The organism is Streptomyces sp. NBC_01390 (assembly GCF_045040105.1).
GTDB lineage: Bacteria > Actinomycetota > Actinomycetes > Streptomycetales > Streptomycetaceae > Streptomyces.
Map to the genome: position 1 here is coordinate 3,658,282 of NZ_CP109551.1, position 13,242 is coordinate 3,671,523.

Sequence of the window (13,242 nt, forward strand, 5' to 3'; positions counted from 1 at the left end):
GACGCGGTGGGCGCCGCCAGGGTCCGCCCAACCGGAGACAGGGGTCCCGGTCGCGCGATCCGTGGGTTGCGAGGAGCCGGTGCGGCCCCGGCAGCCCACGGGGGTGGATCGTCAGTACGTCTCTCCTGCGTGCGCGCTGCTCTCGTAGTCGCGCTGCGCGTCCTTCGGGAGGTATTTCTCCTCGACGCGACGCACCTCCTCGGAGGAGGGGCGGCCGAACATGGCACCCCAGCCGATGTCGTACTTCGTCCCGGCGTCGCCGGTCACCTTCCGGAAGTACTCGGGGAAGCCCGTCGCCTCGCCGCTCTCGATGGCGTCGACCATGAAGTGGTAGACCTCACGGACCCCGGGCAGGAAGACGGGCAGCGACTGCACCGCCTGCCTCATCGCCGTCATCTCGGCGACCGTCCTGGTCCCGATCAGCGGGACACCGACGACGTACGCGGGGCCAGGCGTCTCCTTGAGGGCGATCTCAGCCTGCTCCCACGTGTGGAAACCCTCGTAGAAGATGACGTCGGCGCCGGTCTCGGCCTTGTAGAGCTGGGCGCGGCGGATCGCCTCCTCGAGGCCGCCGCCGGCCGACCCGTACCCGTCGGTGCGCGCGACGATGACGAAGTCCTCGTCGCGCTTGTCACGCGCGTCGCACGCGGCGTTCAGCCGGCCGATCGCCTCGGCGTCGGAGACGAGCTCGACGCCGGCGACACCGCCCGACTTCTTCGGCTCGCGCTGGTCCTCGATGTGGATGCCCGCGACACCGGCGTCGATGAACTCGAGCACCGTGCGCTGCACGTTGAGGGGCGCACCGTAGCCGGTGTCGCCGTCGCAGTAGATCGGGATGTCGGCAGCGCGTACCGTGCGGCGCGCGAGGTCGACGACCTCGGTCATGGTGAGCCAGCCGACGTCGGAGACGCCCTGCCACCAGGCCGACGCGCCGCCGGAGAGCTGGAACGCGCCGAAGCCCGCGTGCTGCGCCATCTGGGCGTGGAACGGGACCGAGCCGAGCGGCAGCAGCTCGGTCTTCTCGCTCTCGAAGACCGCGCGCAGCGCCTTTCCGGGAGAGGTCAGGCTCATGCTGCGGCCCCCTCGGCGGTGTTGAAGCCGATGGTGACGACGATGTACACGCAGTCCTCGTCGTAGGGGTTCTTCCAGGCGTGGGGCACGCCGGCCATGACGAGCAGGTCGCCGGGCACGAGGGTGCGCTTCTTGCCGCCCGGGAGCACCAGGTCGACCTTGCCGGAGATGACGACCTCGTAGTCGATGGTGTCGCTGGCGTGCATCCCGGCGTCGCCGTCGTCCTCGGTCGCGGACATGCTCTCGTCGAGGATCGAGGCGTCGACCTCGCCCGACGAGTGCGCCGGGAAGCTGCTGACGCCGAACGTGGACCCGTTCGGCCCGGCCAGGGAGACCTTGGTGGGTGGCGCCCCGAAGGAGGTCTTGCTGTGGCCACCTTCGACGGTCCAGTAGAAGGCGCCGGCGGACACGCCGGGGAAGTCGAACTCGGCGGCAGGGCCCGGGGTGAGGAAGTCTGCCTCGCCCGCCTCGTTCCGGCCGGCGACGACCAGGCGGAACTTCTTGGGGTCGGGGAACGTGCTCATGTCTCTGCGCTCCTTTGCGAAGGACAGGGAAGGGGGGCCGCGGCCTGGCGCCTCGGCGCCAGGCCAGGGGTGGGCTGTCAGGCGCGTAGGCCGATCTCCCGCATCAGGGGGAAGATCTGCTGGTCCATGCGGTCCAGGCCCTCGTCGTAATCGACCATCCCGGTGCAGATGCCCGTGATGCCGGCGGCGTAGAGCTTTTGCAGACCGTCGGCGATCATCTCGGGGGTGCCGACCAGCGGGGTCAGGCCGGCGCGCAGGAAGATGCGGACGGACTCGTCCTGGCGGGGGTCGTTGTTCTGCTTGTAGACATCCCAGTCCATGCTGCGGGCGTCGCCCGTCATGCAGATCTGCTGGTAGCGCACGGCGCTCTCCCAGTCACCCTTGTCCTCGACGTAGCGGACGTAGTCCCAGGCTTCCTTCTCGGTGTCCTTGCACACGATGTGGACGCCCGCCCACAGCGCCAGGTCATCGCGGTAGGCCGCGTCGGCGTTGGCGCGCAGCTTGCTCACGATCGGCTTCGCGGCGTCCACGCTGGGGATCTGTGCGAAGAGGATGTTGGCGTGGTTGAACGCGAACCGCTGGCCGGCAGGGCTGGCGCCCGCGCTCATCACCAGGGGGCCGGGGGTCTGGACCGGCTGGGGGTAGGACTGCGCGCCCCCCAGGTTGTAGTACTTGCCCTGGAAGTCGAACTCGTAGTCGTCGCCCTCGGTCTTCCACAGGCGCTCGACGACGGTCATCCACTCCTCGGCGACCTCGTAGCGCTCGTCGTGCGGGGGCAAGTCCACGCCGAACATCCGGAACTCAGGCTCGAAGTACCCGGCGGTCGCGTTCAGGCCGAAGCGGCCACCGCTGATGTGGTCGACCGTGGCGGCCATCTTGGCGGCCATCAGCGGGTGGAAGAACGGGACGTGGCAGGTGGTGAAGATGCCGATGTTCTCCGTGGCCTCGGCCAGGCCGGCCGCCCAGGTGAACGTCTCGAACTGGCGGCCCCAGGGGCGGTCCGGGCCGGACAGGCCCTGCCAGCGGGCGATCGGAACGAACGCGTCGACGCCGTAGCGGTCGGCCTTCTGCGCGAGGCCCTTGATCTCGTCCCAGCCACCGAGCTTGATCATGTCGTCGGCGAAGCTCAGACCACCCTGACCGGTGGAGACGTTCGCGCCGAAGATCGCGACCTTGAACTTGTTCGGGCCGTCGAGGATGGGGCGCTTGTTGCGCTCGACGGTGTGGTCGAGCTTCGTCTCCGGGGGTGCGACAGCAGTCATGGTTATCTCCACTTCGTCGTGGTGCGTCCTGGCAGGGAAGACGGGGCCGACGGCCACGCCTGGCACCTCTCGTGGCACGACGGTAGGTCTGGTCCGGGGGCACATCGTCACGGTCAAGTGCGCCATCAGAGCGGGAAATCGCGCCACCTGTGTGCGTACTCGTCTCTGAGTGGCTCGGACAGGATGTGCGGCGCTGGAGATCATCTCGGTGTCGTGGTCGACAGGTCCGCGTAGCGGCGGTGGAGCGGCGCGGGCGGCCATCGGCCTGGTGCGAGGCGTTCGACACGGAGAGCGCGGCGTTGTTCACCAGTACGGTGATTGGACCGAAAATTGCCGTCCCGCCCTCGACGGCCGACACTCGTGACGCGGCGTCAGCAGCGTTGGTGGGGCGAGGAAGGAAGTGTTTCGCCCAGCTCCTTCGCGCGTGCCGGGCCCGCCTCCTCGGCGAGGCTCATGAGGATCGCCTTCGCGCCTTCGTCGATGAACAGGCGGGCATGCTCGACTCCCGTGATGAGCGCGGCCTTGCCCTGGCTCGTCTGTCGGCCGTCCCCGAGCCCCGTTCCCGACCCGAAAAGCGTCGTCAGCTCGGCTTCGGCACGCCGACCGCACGGCGTGGGGAGGCTGGCGTGGAGCGCCCTGAGGATGCCGCGAAGAGGCAAGCCGACGTCATGCTTCGGCTGAGTCCGACTCGCCGTGCGAGCACACCGACGTCGATCCGTGCGCGCCCGGCGCGACGCTGCGCCTCCACAGCGGCCGCTACGCGCAGAATGGCCCACCGAGGCGGCGGCCGCCGGGTCATTGTGCGCCCGCTTCCAGCGAGACTGATGCCGCCCAGTTGCGGACATCCTCAATGTCTCTCGCCAACTGCCCCACCAGGTCCTCGACGTCATGAAACCGGCGTTGCGAGCGGAGGCGGCCCACGAGATGGACCGAGATTTCCCGGTCGTACAGCTCGATCTCCACGTCGAGAAGATGGGCTTCGAGGAGTAGTTGGCCATGGCGGCCGTAGAAGGTGGTTCTCCGTCCGATAGAGACCGCAGCGGGCCAGTGTCGGCTGTCATCCTCCGTGACAACTACGGCGGACCAGACGCCGTCGAGGCGAGCGCTGGTCGTCATGGGGAGGTTGGCGGTGGGGAAACCCAGCAGTCGTCCGCGGGCATCACCGCGTTGGACGACGCCGGTGACAACCTGGTGCTGTGGCTTAACGGGGAAGCTGCTCACACCGAAGACGGATCCCTTGCACCCTGCCCAGGCGACCTTGGGCGGCGGGGCACCGAAGTTCTCTTTGCCGTGGCTGCCTTCGACGGCCCGGTGGAACGCGCCTGCGGACCCGCCGGGGACGTCGAACTCGGCGGTACTGCGGTTGAACTCACAGAGCCGGTCCCCTCGCGAGCGTCCGACCTGCGCGGGTACGGGGCCGGCGACCGCCATCGCAGGTAGATCCCCAGTCGGGCCCGCGTCGAAAGTCGAGGAAGTCGTCTCCGCCGGACTCGGTCGGCCCTGCGACGACGAGTCGATACTGCTTGGGGTCAGGGGGGTCATCTGCTGAGGACGACTTCGCGGGTTGGGAGTGCTCACCGGGTTCCCCTTTGATCTGAGGCAACGGCTTCTCCGCTGACCTCCGTGGACGTATGACGCTAAGAGGGGGCAGCGCCGGGCCATCACGGCAAGAGATGTCATTGCCCCGGGAAAACGCGCCAAAGTGCCTCTCCTTGCCGGTCGGTGGCGCGAGATGCGAGGCTGCTGGCGTTACTTCAGATGCCTGGCGGCGCTCCAGCCGCCGCAGCGCTTCCGGAGCGGCACCCCATCGCCTCAATGACGAGGAGAGAGATGCGTTCTGCGACCGTTCCTCGCGACTGCCGATCGAGCACGCCCTGTGCCGGAACGACATCCGTGGCTGCTTCTCCGCGACCCCTTGGCCGGCCGGTTGCCCGCCGCGGCGGTTGGACGCGGCTTCCTCGGGGGGTTCCTGCACACGCCGGACCGCCTCCGTACGTCGGCGGCGAAAGGGTGCAGCGATGAAGCTGAGCTCGTATCAGAACTTGCGCGTGCCGAACTTCAGTGTTCACATACTGCGCCAGCTGCTCGAGGAAGCGAATCTCGACTGGCGAACTGCGCTCGCGAATGCGGAGATCGCCCCCAACGCGCTGAACCGGCCAGGAAGCACTATTCCTGCAAGGAAGGAGCTGACCTTCCAGCTTCAGTTCGTCGCTCTCACCAGAGATCGCGTCGACCTTTGGGTGCGAGCCGCGCGCGCGTACACGACGAGCACATACAGCGTGCGTGGAATGGCTCTGGCGACCGCGCCGACAGTTGCCGCGTGGGCGGCAGCAGCCAGCGCAACCGATAACGCGCCTGGGCTCCTGGAGATTACGCCTCTCCGGGCGCCAGAAGGGGCGGTGGCGGGAATCGAGTTCACCTATCCAGACGCCCCTGAAGAGTTGATCCCGTTCAGCGTCTACCGCGATCTCTACGCCGCCACTCGATCTCTCGCGTGGCTGTACGGCGACACTTTCCCTTACACCCAGGTCGAAGTCCCTCTGGCAGAAGTCTCGCCTGAGGTCTCGACGTACGTCTCCTGCAACATCGACTGCGGCGCCCCGGCGTTGCGGCTGCGGTGGGACCCTGCGATATCAACAGACGAGCTCCCCTTCGGCAACGCCTTCCAGCACGAGGCATGGGTCAGAGCGGATACGCAGATCATCGACACGTTCAGGGCGACTGGAGACTGGCCCCACACCGTCACCAAAGCCATAAGGGCCGCCCCAATATTAACCGCACATTGGCAAATGTGGCCGCGACGCTGCGAGTCTCCCCACGTACCTTGCAACGCAAGCTTGAACTCACGGGCAAGGACTTCGCCCGAGTACGAGACGAGACTTTGAGTGAACTGGCCTGCGATCTGCTATCGAATACAGATCACTCTGTATCAGAAATATCTCGCAAGCTGGGCTACACAGATCCGGCGAGCTTCACGATGGCCTTCAAACGGTGGAGGGGCATGCCTCCGACGGCGTTCAGAGAGGCTTCTCGCTACGGAGGCAAGAACTACAGTCTTTCCTCGGAGCAGGTTCTTGGATTGCCGCGCGGCGACGCGTCCGGGTAAGCGTTGTGCACTCTGACAAAAGCGGTAAGCCGCTGGTAGGGCCGGGCTCCTGGCTGCCCGACGACGTCACATCAGCACTCCACGCGGCTCGCGCGCTGACTTCGTTCGAGCCATCCCCGTAGTACTGACGGCAAGCGCCTCGTTCCAGTCATCGAGCTCGGCGACAAGGACGCCTCTCGCAGAGTGGATGACGCCTCAGATACCCATGGCCTGGGCCAGCAGAGCGCGGGAGTGGGCCCGGGCCGCGGGGTCGGCGATGATGTCCTGGACCATCACCTCGTCGACGCCGGCGGCCTTGGTCATCTGCTCGAGCTGATCGCGTACGGTCTCCGGGCTGCCGGCGAGTTCGCGGGGCCAGCGGCCGTCCGTGATGACGGTGGGGGTGTCCTTCTGTACCTGGCTGAGTTCCCGTTCGGCCTCCTCGACCGTGGGGATCTGGGCCGCGGCGCCCTGGCGGCCCAGGCGGGCCATCAAGGCGGTCCTGGACCAGTTCAGCCGTTGCGCTTCGGCGTCGGTGTCGGCGACCACGGCGCCGACGGACAGGATGCCGCGGCCTCCGGCCGACCTGCGGGCTGCGGACTGGGCGAACGCTGCGTGGCGGAGCAGGGCGCGGCCCGCGCCGTCGGGGTTGATGAAGCCCGCGAAGGCGTAGCCGAGACCGAGCTCTCCGGCCATGCGGGCGCTGTTGCCCGAGGAGCCGAGGATCCACACCTCGGGCCGGGAGGCGACGCCGGTGGCCGTGTTCAGGCGCGCGAAGGGGTGGCCGGCGGGGAAGCGGCCGTCGAAGTGGGCGAGTACTTCCTGGACCTGCTGTGTGAAGTCGTCGGCGGGCGGTACGTCACGGTCGCGGCGCAGGGCGAGGTCGACCACGGGGCCTGCGGTGGCGCGGCCGAGGCCGAGGTCGATGCGGCCTGGCGTGAGGGCTTCGAGCTGCAGGAAGGATTCGGCGACCTTGTAGGGGCTGTAGTGGTTGAGCAGCACCGCGCCGGAGCCGACCCGGATGCGGGAGGTGGCGCCCGCCGCCAGGGCGATGAGGATCTCCGGCGCCGAGGAGGCGGTGCTGGCGGAGTCGTGGTGCTCGGCGTACCAGATGCGGTGGTAGCCGAGGTCCTCCGCCTGCTTCGCGGCGTCGACCGAGTCCTTGAGGGCCTGGGTCTTGTCGCTGCCGGGGGCGATGGTGGCGAGCTCGATGAGGGAGAGTTTCATGGTCTTTCGGTCCTTGCTGCCGGTTCGGTTGCAGGGTCGGGCGGATCTGCCCTTGGACCCGGAGAGCGCAGTCCGCCTCGAGAGGGAAGTGCGTGGACGTGCCGGTCGATGCGCCTCGGCGTTTGGGGAACGACCCGCACGGTGTTCACGTATTTGTGACCGGCCGAACTGGGCGTCAGGCGGCCAGTGGTGTGTGCGTGCCGAAGGAACGCTGGTGGTAGGTGAGGGGCTGTGGGCCTTCCTCGCCGGATTCCGCGGCGTGGACGTGGGCGAGCAGGACGGTGTGGTCGCCGGCCGTGACGTACTCGTCGACCTCGGCGGCGATCCACGCCGCCGCGTCGGGCAGGCGGGGCAGGTTCTCGCTGGGCGACCAGATGACGTCGTCGAACTTGCCCTGGTCCGAGCGAGCGAAGGTGGCGGCGAGTCCGGTCTGGTGGGTGCCGAGGATGTTGAGGCCGAGGCGTCCGGTGCGGCGGATGATCGCCAGGAGTTGGGAGTGGTTGTCCAGGGACACAAGGACCATCGGGGGTGTCAGGGACAAGGAGGCGAAGGCGCTGACTGTGGTGCCGTGCGGGCGCTGCCCGTCCATCGCGGTGACCACGGAGACGGGGGAGGCGATGGTGGCCATCGCGTTGCGGAACGCCTGCGCACTCACGCTGCCGGTGTGGGGGCGCTGGGTGTTGATGGGCATTACCGGGCCGTTTCCGTGATGCGGGGGTCCAGGCCGTACTGGTCGCGGGCTCCGAGGTGGTCACGCAGGGTGGCGCCTTCGTAGTCGTCGTGGAACAGGCCGCGTTCCTGCAGGAGGGGGACGACCTGATCGACGAAGGCGTCGACGCCGTCGTGGTAGCCGTCGATGGCCAGGGAGAAGCCATCGCAGGCGCCCGCTTCGAACCACTCCTGCATGTGAGCAGCCACGTCCGTGGCGGTGCCGGCGACGACCGGGTGGTAGTCAATGACGCCATGCGCCAGGACGTCCCGCAGACTCCAGCCCTCCCGCGCCACCTCAAGGGCACGGGCGGAGCGCGCATCATGCGGACTCGGTACGGCATCAGCCAACTGGCGCGCGGTCAGCGGCTGGTCGAGCTGCTCGTGACTGAGCGGCACGCCGATCATCGCGCCCAGGTAGCCGACGCGTTGGCGCAGGTCGACGGACTCGTCCAGGAAGCGGCGCCGCTGAAGGGCGGCCTCGCGGGAGGCGGCGATGGTCGGCATGAAGCCGGCGAACATCTTCACCTCGTCCGGGTCGCGCCCGGCACGCTTGGCGGCGTCCCGCAGGGCACCTCGCTGGGCGATGGCGTCGCTGATCGTCATCGGGTTGGCGTAGACGCCGTCGGCGTACCGGCCCGCCAACTCCAGGCCGTAACCGCCGCCGCCCGCCTGGAAGATGACCGGCTGGCCCTGCTCGGACGGCGGGATGGGCAGCGGGCCGCGGGAGGCGACGTGGCGGCCCTGCAGGTTGACCGGCTGGATCTTGCCCATGTCGGCGAACCGCTTGCCCTCGACGTCGAGGACCCAGGCGTCCCGCTCCCAGCTGCCCCACAGCGCCTGCACGATCTGGACGAACTCGTGGGCGCGCTCGTACTTCTCCGTACGAGGCGGGACCGGGGAGCCGAAGTTCGCCGCAGCCTCCGGGTGCGAGGTGGTGACCACGTTCCAGCCGGCCCGGCCGTGGCTGATCACGTCGAGAGACTTGAACTGGCGGGCGAGGTTATAGGGCTCGTTGAAGGTGGTGGAGCCGGTGGCGACCAGACCGATCCGCTCCGTCTCCCGCGCAATGGCGGTCAGAACGAGGACAGCGTCGATGGGGTGGTGCGGGTTCTCCCGCTCAAGGTCCACGTCCAGGACCGGGGTGTCCGCGATGAACAGCAGCTGGATCTTGCCGCGCTCGGCGGCCTGCGCGTAGCGCACGAACTGGTCCATGTCCGTGTAACTGGACAGGTTGGCCCCGGGCAGCCGCCACGCCCCGGGCTCGGATCCGTAGCCGCTGGTGAACTGCATGGCCAAAAGCATCTGCGAGCGGGTCATGGGAACGCCTCCAACAAACAGGCAAGAGAAAACGGAGGGTACCTCCGATTACCCTCCCGATGATACGGAGGCTGTCTCCGAATTGCAAAAGGGCGGCGCGGGAGGCGCCGGAGTATGGGCGCGAGGGGCGGTATATTCCGTGTGCCGAGAGGCCGGTGTACGTGCCGAGTGCGGTCCGCACTTCCGGGCGGCTGCGCCTGTGCGACCGGCGGGCGGCCTCACAGGTGCAACTGCGCGGGGTCGCGACACCGGTTCACGCGCGGGAGTTGTTCACGTCCCTGTCGTGTCTGCGATGCCGCGGCCCCTTGCGAGTGCCGCCGTGTGGTGGGGCGAGGTGTCAGCGGTGGGCGGCGCGGTTCATCTCGACGACGTCGTCAAGGGTGGGGGTTGGCCGGAAGGTCGGCGAAGGCCCATTCACGCTATCGCGGACGGCGGCGTCCTTCACGCGGTCGGCCGCGGCCAGAGCGGCGGGAAACTGGTCTAGGGTCAAGCTCGGCACAGTAGGCGGGGCCCATCGGCTACAGACGCCACGAGTCGGCCACGACGCCGGCGTCGTAGGGGTCGAAGCCGGCGTCGTCGACCAGGCTCATGGCCACCTTCCTCGCCTCCTCGAAGTCGCCGGCCACCGGGATGGCGATGCGGCCCGGAGTGCCCGCAGGGACACCACGGGTGCGCTGGGTCTCGGCCAGCGCGGCGTTCCACGCCTTGCCGACGGGTCGACCAAGCAGCTCGGAGGTGCACACGCTCTCCACCTTGCCGCCGTCCTCCACCGCCTCGATCCGCTCGTTGAGGTGTGGGTAGTGGTTCGAGGTGTCGATGACCACGGTCTCGGCGGGGACGTTCACGAACAGGTCCGCCGGCTTCCCCGCCACCTCGAACGGGATCGACAGGAGGATCGCGTCCCTGCCCTGGACCGACTCGTCCAGGGCCACCGCGCGGGTGCCTGCCTCCAGGACCTCGGCCGCGACAGCCTCGGGGCCGCGAGCATCGGCCACCTGGACGTGATGACCGGCCAGGCTCAGCTTGCGGGCCAGATTTCCGCCGATGGCTTCATCGCCGAAAACGGTAATTTTCATGATTTATTCTTTGACAGGTTGCGTCACCCCTGAAGGCGGCGTGATGTGCTGGCGGCATGGTCGGATGGCCGGCTCCCGCCGGAAACCAGCGGGGTGCCGGGGCAGGGTGTTCCGGCAGGCCCGGCGCGCGGTGCCGACCGCTATCTGCGGTCGTTCGGCTCGCGGTATCCGTCGGCGACGAGCGCCTGCAACCGGTCGAGCGATTCCTCGGTGGCGCCGGTGCCCTTGATCCAGGCGACCGAGCAGGCCGCGAGGAACAGGTCGAACCCCTGCACCGACGGCCGCACGTAACCTGCGGCCTGCGCGGACTTCGCGTACCCCTCGGTGGCGGCGATGAGAGTGCTGCAGGGGTGAGTGAGCGGGTTGTCCGGCTCCTGGGCCCTGGCCGCAGCCATGAGCGGTTCCGGCAATCCGCTGAAGGCGCTGAAATACTCCTCCATCGCCCGCAGCCACTGCTCCAGGGCCTTGCCGGCGTCGCCGAGCCGGGCGATGTCCGCCTGGCGGGACACCAGCTCCTCAGAGCGCGTCTGCAGCACGGCCGCGAGCAGTGCCGCACGGGTGGGAAAGTGCCGGTACAGCGTTCCTGGCCCGACGCCCGCCTCCTTGGCCACCGCCTCGAGAGACGTGTCGACCCCGTACCTCAAGAAGTGGCGCTGGGCCGCTTCCAGGAGGGCCGCACGATTGCGCTGGACGTCCACGCGGGGCTTGCGGCCCTGCTGTCCACTGGCGCTCATGCGTCCTCCTTGATCTCTCGCGAGCCTCGGCCCGGAAAAACGGAGGTCATCTCCGAGTGGATTCTACTGTAAAACGGAGGCAGCATCCGGTCAAATCCGGCGCTACGACTCCGCCAGTGCCGCACGGCATGACCGAAGCGCTATCCGCCGGAAAGGCCCGGCCGGGAGCAGGCCAGAGCGTCCCGGGATGCACCGCATTGCCTGGCCGGACGGACGCCGGCGTGCGCGTGCGCAGGCGCGACGCGGCCCGCCGGGCGTGAGGGCCGCCGTTCATGGCGGCGAACGGCCCCGACAGTGACAGGTCACTCCACCCATCGCGGCGAGCACACGAAGAACGCCCACTTCATTCCTCGTACAGGGCGATGAGGCGGCCCGTGACTCCCCTCTTGCGGAGCAGCCGGTGCAGGGACCGTTCGCGGCCGGCTAGTGCACCGGCGGGGTGGTCTGCAAGGTCTACATCGGCAGCGGCAACTCGATCGCGAACTGGCCGTCATACAGGCGGATCGCGGCCGCAACGGGGCACGGCAAGGACGGAGGACGGCAAGGTTCGCGGAGACGGGGCCTTCCGGCCGCTCGCGGAGGAGCTCTAGGTGTGCTGTCCCGTGATTGCATGCTGACGCGCATGCACAGTGTCGTGGCGTTGGTCAGGTGGAGGCAGGATCGCGAGGGGCTGGCCACGGCCGTCGCCGGCCAGGGGGATTTTGGTGGTCAGTCCTCCGCTGGATCGGCCGAGGGTGCGATCGTCCGGTTCGTCCAGCCTGTGGGTCTCCCCTTTTCGCCCCGCCGCAGCGGCGTGCTGGCGGGCGCGGGCGATCGTGGAGTCGATCTGCGCCAGCCAGTCGATATCGCCAGCCGCGTCCGTGCGAGCCTGGATGACGGGCGGCCTGCCTCGTATCTGGCCGGCCAGGGAGGAACAGAGGCTGCCCTTGCCGGGGTTGGCCAGCACGGTCATCACTTGCGGGACCGTGGCGCTGATGATCGCGGCGAACAGGTCCTCCTTGGTGGGGAAATGCCGGAAGACGGTTCCCTTTCCGATCCCCGCCCGTGCCGCGATCTGCGCAATGGACGCTTCCGCGCCGTGCTCGGCGAACACCTCCGCGGCAGCCTTCAACAGCGCCTTGCGCGTCCGCACCGCGTCGGCTCTCATCCGTCGCGCGGGCGGCGCCGCAACGGCTTCTTCTTCAGTGCTCATGGGTCCACCCTATGCAACATGACCGGACGGTCCGGTTAGGTGGTACGGTAGTCAACATGACCAGCCGGTCCGGTTACGGTTCGTGGCTGTGGCCACTCCGGCATTTCCTCATCCCATGGGAGAACAGAGCACCATGAACAAGACACTCGCCTTCATCGGCAGTGGCAACGCCGGCGGCACCTTGGCCCGCCTCGCTGTCGCCGCAGGCCTGGACGTCGTCCTGAGCAACTCCCGCGGCCCCGAGTCCCTCGCCGGTCTCGTCGCCGAACTCGGCCCCCGCGCCCGGGCGGCCACTCCCACCGAGGCCGCCGAGGCCGGGGACCTGGTAGTGGTGTCCATCCCACTGAGCGCCTACGAGCAGATCCCGGCCCAGCCGCTGGCGGGCAAGATCGTGATCGACACGCTGAACTATTACCCGGTGCGCGACGGCCGCATCGCCGAGCTGGACGCGAACGAGCTGACGAGCAGCGAGCTGGTGCAGCGCCACCTGGCCGACTCCCGTGTGGTCAAGGCGGCCAGCAACATCGTCGTCAGCCAGCTGCTCAGCCTGGCCCGCCCCTCGGGTGCGCCGGACCGCAGTGCCATGCCGATCGCCGGCGACGATGCCGCCGCCAAGGCGGAGGTCGTGGAGTTGCTCGACCTCCTCGGCTACGACGCGGTGGACATCGGCACGCTCGCCGACAGCTGGCGCAGCGAACCAGGCACACCCGTCTACTGCAAGCCCTACTTCGGGGAAGTACCCAAGGACGTGAGCCTGGACAAGACGATGGAATGGGTCTTCCAGGCCCCGGGCGTTCCGGTACCTGCCGACCGCGTGAGGGAACTGACCGCCACGGTTGTCCGACCCGCGGGCGACAGCTTCTCGATCGCCGACTGGAGGTGAGTGGAGAGCATCGCGGAAGAGGAGGTGGAACCGGAACTCCTGACCGGGTCCGCACACCGACCCACCGCGGTGGTTCCGTTCCGCCGGCGGGGAGACAGACGCCTGCGGCCGCCGCCCCGACCGCGACTACTGCGGCTGAGCCGACACCTGCACGAGGCAG

Annotated in this window: 15 protein-coding genes; 3 read left to right on the forward strand and 12 right to left on the reverse strand. The window is 68.5% G+C overall.

Annotation, left to right across the window (positions count from 1 at the left end; all coding sequences use genetic code 11):
• Window positions 1-111 precede the first annotated feature (111 nt).
• From OG241_RS16345 to OG241_RS16365, 5 genes are all read right to left on the reverse strand, one after another.
• Window positions 112-1,071, reverse strand: coding sequence for an oxaloacetate decarboxylase (locus tag OG241_RS16345; protein WP_405816124.1), 960 nt, complete (start codon window positions 1,069-1,071; stop codon window positions 112-114).
• Window positions 1,068-1,595 carry a cupin domain-containing protein gene (locus OG241_RS16350; RefSeq protein ID WP_405816125.1) on the reverse strand — a complete coding sequence of 176 codons (528 nt, stop codon included), beginning with the start codon at window positions 1,593-1,595 and terminating at the stop codon, window positions 1,068-1,070. Before OG241_RS16350 ends, OG241_RS16345 begins: the two co-directional genes overlap by 4 nt.
• A 77-nt stretch (window positions 1,596-1,672) precedes the next feature.
• The gene (locus tag OG241_RS16355; protein WP_405816127.1) at window positions 1,673-2,857 is read right to left on the reverse strand and encodes an LLM class flavin-dependent oxidoreductase; all 1,185 of its coding nucleotides are present in this window, start codon (window positions 2,855-2,857) and stop codon (window positions 1,673-1,675) included.
• A 371-nt stretch (window positions 2,858-3,228) separates the two neighbouring features.
• Complete coding sequence (locus tag OG241_RS16360; RefSeq protein WP_319291102.1) at window positions 3,229-3,516, reverse strand: hypothetical protein; 288 nt, start codon at window positions 3,514-3,516, stop codon at window positions 3,229-3,231.
• Window positions 3,517-3,652: 136 nt separating this feature from the next.
• A complete protein-coding gene (locus tag OG241_RS16365; protein WP_405816128.1) occupies window positions 3,653-4,288 on the reverse strand; it encodes a riboflavin kinase in 636 nt (211 codons plus the stop codon).
• A 587-nt stretch (window positions 4,289-4,875) separates the two neighbouring features.
• Here OG241_RS16365 and OG241_RS16370 point away from each other — a divergent pair.
• Both OG241_RS16370 and OG241_RS16375 read left to right on the forward strand, forming a co-directional pair.
• Window positions 4,876-5,742, forward strand: a complete 867-nt coding sequence (locus OG241_RS16370) for an AraC family transcriptional regulator ligand-binding domain-containing protein (protein ID WP_405816129.1) — start codon at window positions 4,876-4,878, stop codon at window positions 5,740-5,742.
• Entirely contained in the window at window positions 5,649-5,963 is a 315-nt protein-coding gene (locus tag OG241_RS16375) for a helix-turn-helix domain-containing protein (protein ID WP_405816131.1), read from the forward strand. Before OG241_RS16370 ends, OG241_RS16375 begins: the two co-directional genes overlap by 94 nt.
• 195 nt (window positions 5,964-6,158) lie before the next feature.
• On the opposite strand, the gene OG241_RS16380 is transcribed toward OG241_RS16375, so the two are convergent.
• From OG241_RS16380 to OG241_RS16410, 7 genes are all read right to left on the reverse strand, one after another.
• Window positions 6,159-7,169 (reverse strand): LLM class flavin-dependent oxidoreductase, encoded by a 1,011-nt coding sequence (locus tag OG241_RS16380; RefSeq protein WP_405816132.1) that lies wholly within the window; start codon window positions 7,167-7,169, stop codon window positions 6,159-6,161.
• A gap of 175 nt (window positions 7,170-7,344) precedes the next feature.
• Entirely contained in the window at window positions 7,345-7,860 is a 516-nt protein-coding gene (locus OG241_RS16385; protein WP_361708750.1) for a flavin reductase family protein, read from the reverse strand.
• Complete coding sequence (locus OG241_RS16390; RefSeq protein WP_405816133.1) at window positions 7,860-9,197, reverse strand: NtaA/DmoA family FMN-dependent monooxygenase; 1,338 nt, start codon at window positions 9,195-9,197, stop codon at window positions 7,860-7,862. Before OG241_RS16390 ends, OG241_RS16385 begins: the two co-directional genes overlap by 1 nt.
• Before the next feature lie 337 nt (window positions 9,198-9,534).
• A complete protein-coding gene (locus OG241_RS16395) occupies window positions 9,535-9,687 on the reverse strand; it encodes a hypothetical protein (protein ID WP_405816134.1) in 153 nt (50 codons plus the stop codon).
• Between the two features lie 28 nt (window positions 9,688-9,715).
• Window positions 9,716-10,273, reverse strand: a complete 558-nt coding sequence (locus OG241_RS16400) for an NADPH-dependent F420 reductase (protein ID WP_405816136.1) — start codon at window positions 10,271-10,273, stop codon at window positions 9,716-9,718.
• Window positions 10,274-10,413: 140 nt separating this feature from the next.
• On the reverse strand, window positions 10,414-11,007 hold the full coding sequence (locus OG241_RS16405) for a TetR/AcrR family transcriptional regulator (protein ID WP_405816137.1): 594 nt from the start codon (window positions 11,005-11,007) through the stop codon (window positions 10,414-10,416).
• Window positions 11,008-11,593: 586 nt separating this feature from the next.
• Window positions 11,594-12,199 (reverse strand): TetR family transcriptional regulator, encoded by a 606-nt coding sequence (locus OG241_RS16410; protein ID WP_405816138.1) that lies wholly within the window; start codon window positions 12,197-12,199, stop codon window positions 11,594-11,596.
• Between the two features lie 133 nt (window positions 12,200-12,332).
• On the opposite strand from OG241_RS16410, the gene OG241_RS16415 reads away from it, so the two are divergent.
• A complete protein-coding gene (locus OG241_RS16415) occupies window positions 12,333-13,082 on the forward strand; it encodes an NADPH-dependent F420 reductase (RefSeq protein WP_405826254.1) in 750 nt (249 codons plus the stop codon).
• Window positions 13,083-13,242 lie beyond the last annotated feature (160 nt).